The 2385-nt window shown below is 71.2% G+C and carries 2 protein-coding genes and 1 pseudogene; all 3 read left to right on the top strand.

Annotated elements, in window-relative coordinates:
- A pseudogene (locus I53_RS07785) lies at positions 1 to 846 on the top strand (ABC transporter substrate-binding protein); the annotation flags it as partial.
- Between the two features lie 8 nt (positions 847 to 854).
- Positions 855 to 1724: a branched-chain amino acid ABC transporter permease gene (locus tag I53_RS07790; protein ID WP_043348786.1), complete on the top strand. Its 870-nt coding sequence runs from the start codon at positions 855 to 857 to the stop codon at positions 1722 to 1724.
- 4 nt (positions 1725 to 1728) lie between these two features.
- On the top strand, positions 1729 to 2385 hold a 657-nt coding region (locus I53_RS07795), incomplete at its 3' end, for a branched-chain amino acid ABC transporter permease (protein WP_043348788.1).

Genomic DNA, 2385 nt, shown 5'->3' on the forward strand with positions numbered 1-2385 from the left:
CGATGGCGATCGTGCCGATCGCCAACAAGATGAAGGTGCGTTTCATCGGCCCCCTGGGCGGCCGGCACCGGCATCACCCGCAACGGTGCCGCCGACAATTACGCCTTCCGGGTCTCGGCGGTCGATGCCCTCGTCGACGAGGCGCTGGTCGCCTATGCGGTCAAGACCTACGGGGCGAAGAAGCCCGGCATGATCCTCGTCAACAACGCCTGGGGCGAGTCGAACCAGAAGGGCCTCAAGGACGCCCTGCAGGCGGCCAACCTCCCGGCGGCGGGCATCGAGAAATACGAGGCCAACGACGTCGACATGGTGCCCCAGTTGTCGCGGTTGAAGGAGGCCGGGGCCGACGCGCTGTTCCTCGTCGGCAATGTCGGCCCCTCGGCCCAGGTGGTGAAGTCCCTCGACCGGATGGGCTGGTCGGTGCCGGTCGTCTCGCATTGGGGCCCGGCGGGCGGCCGCTTCGACGAGCTCGCCGGCCCGAGCGCCGCCAAGGTCCACTTCATCCAGACCTTCACCTTCGCGGGCAACACGTCGCCGAAGGCGAATACGGTGCTGGACGCGCTCAAGGCCAAGTACCCGGCGATCAAGTCGATGGCCGACGTCACCCCCGCCGTCGGCATCGCCAACGCCTACGACGCCACGCACTTGCTGGCGCTCGCCATCGAGGCCGCGGGTTCCACCGAGGGCCCGAAGGTCCGCGACGGCTTCTACAAGATCGGCACCTATCCGGGCCTGATCAAAACCTACGACAAGCCCTTCGCCCCCGGCCAGCACGACGCACTCGGCCCGAACGACTACGTGTTCACCCGCTTCAAGGACGGTGAGATCGTCGCGGTGACCAACTGAGCCCCGCGATGCTGACCTCCATCCTCGTCAGCGGCCTCGGCCTCGGCAGCATGTACGGGCTCGTGGCCCTGGGCTTCCACGTGACCTACGCGGTGTCGGGGACCGTGAACTTCGCGCAGGGCAGCGTCGTCACCCTGGGCGCGGTCCTGGCCTATGCGCTGGGCGTCACCCTCGGCTGGCCGATGCCGGCCGCGATCGTCCTGGCGCTCGCCGGCTGCGCCCTGTTCGGCCTCGTGGTCGAGCGGGCGCTGGTCCGTCCGTTCGTGGCCCGCGGCTCGGATGCGTGGCTCCTGGCGACGGTGGCGGGGGGCATCGTCCTCGACAACACCGTGCTGTTCACCTTCGGCAAGGAGCCGCGCAGCCTGCCCTCGCCGCTGGCGACCAAGCCCGTTGAGATCCTCGGGACCGGCATCTACCCGTTGCAGCTCGTGATCCCGGTGGTCGGGATCGCCCTGGCCTTCGCGATCCGCACGGTGTTCCGCCGGACCGATCTCGGCCGCGTCCTCCTCGCCGTGGCGCAGAACGCCGACGCCGCCCGCCTGATGGGGATCGACGTGCGCCGCACCGTGGCCTGCGCCTTCGCGCTCTCGGCGGTGCTGGCCGGCATCGCGGGCCTGCTGATCGCGCCGCTCTTCTCGGTGTCGGCCGAGCTCGGCACGCTGTTCGGCATCAAGGCCTTCGCGGTGGCGATCCTCGGCGGCATCGGCTCCGCCACCGGGGTGATCCTGGCGGGGCTGCTCTACGGCCTCGTCGAGGCCGGCGTCACCGCCACCCTCGGCTCGACCTACACGCAGCTCGTGGTGTTCTCGGTGATCATCCTGGCCCTCACCCTGCGCCCCGACGGCCTGCTCGGCCGCGCCGCGGTCAACAAGGTCTGACGCGATGCCGTACCTGCGCTCGGCTCCGGCGATGCGGCTTGGCATCGCCGGCCTCACCGCCGCCGCGCTCGGCCTCGTCGCGCTGACCGCGGGCTACAGCCACTTTGTGATCGCCCTCGTGGCGCTGACGACGGTGGCGGGGGTCGGCCTCAACGTGCTCCTCGGCCTGACCGGGCTGATCTCGTTCGGCCATGCCGGCTTCTACGCGATCGGCGCCTACGCGAGCGCGATCCTGACGCTCCACGGCGTCAGCTTCTGGCTGGCACTCCCGGCGGCGGCGCTGATCGCGGCGCTCGTCGGCGGCCTCGTGGCGGTGCCGGCGATGCGGGTGAAGGGCCCCTACCTCGCCATGCTGACGATCGCCTTCGGCTTCATCGTCGAGCACGGCCTGATCGAGGGCGGCGAGCTGACCGGCGGCCAGAACGGCTTGGTCGTCACGGACGCGCCGACGCTCCTCGGCGAGCCGGTGAGTGCGGCCGGGCTCGCGGTGCTGGCGGTGCTAGCGGCCGGCGCGAGCCTCGCCGGGTTCGACCTCCTCGCCCGCAGCCGCCTCGGCCGGGCGATGCGCGCCGTGCGCGACGCCGACGTCGCGGCCGCGGCGCTGGGCTTCGATCCGGTCCGGGTGAAAGCCCTGGCCTTCGCGATCTCCGCGGCCCTGACG

The sequence above is a fragment of the Methylobacterium sp. B1 genome, assembly GCF_000333255.1.
GTDB classification, from domain to species: domain Bacteria; phylum Pseudomonadota; class Alphaproteobacteria; order Rhizobiales; family Beijerinckiaceae; genus Methylobacterium; species Methylobacterium fujisawaense.

Excerpts from the sequence above, each read along its gene's own strand:
- I53_RS07790 (WP_043348786.1), top strand. The coding sequence starts at position 855 with ATGCTGACCTCCATCCTCGTCAGCGGCCTCGGCCTCGGCAGCATGTAC.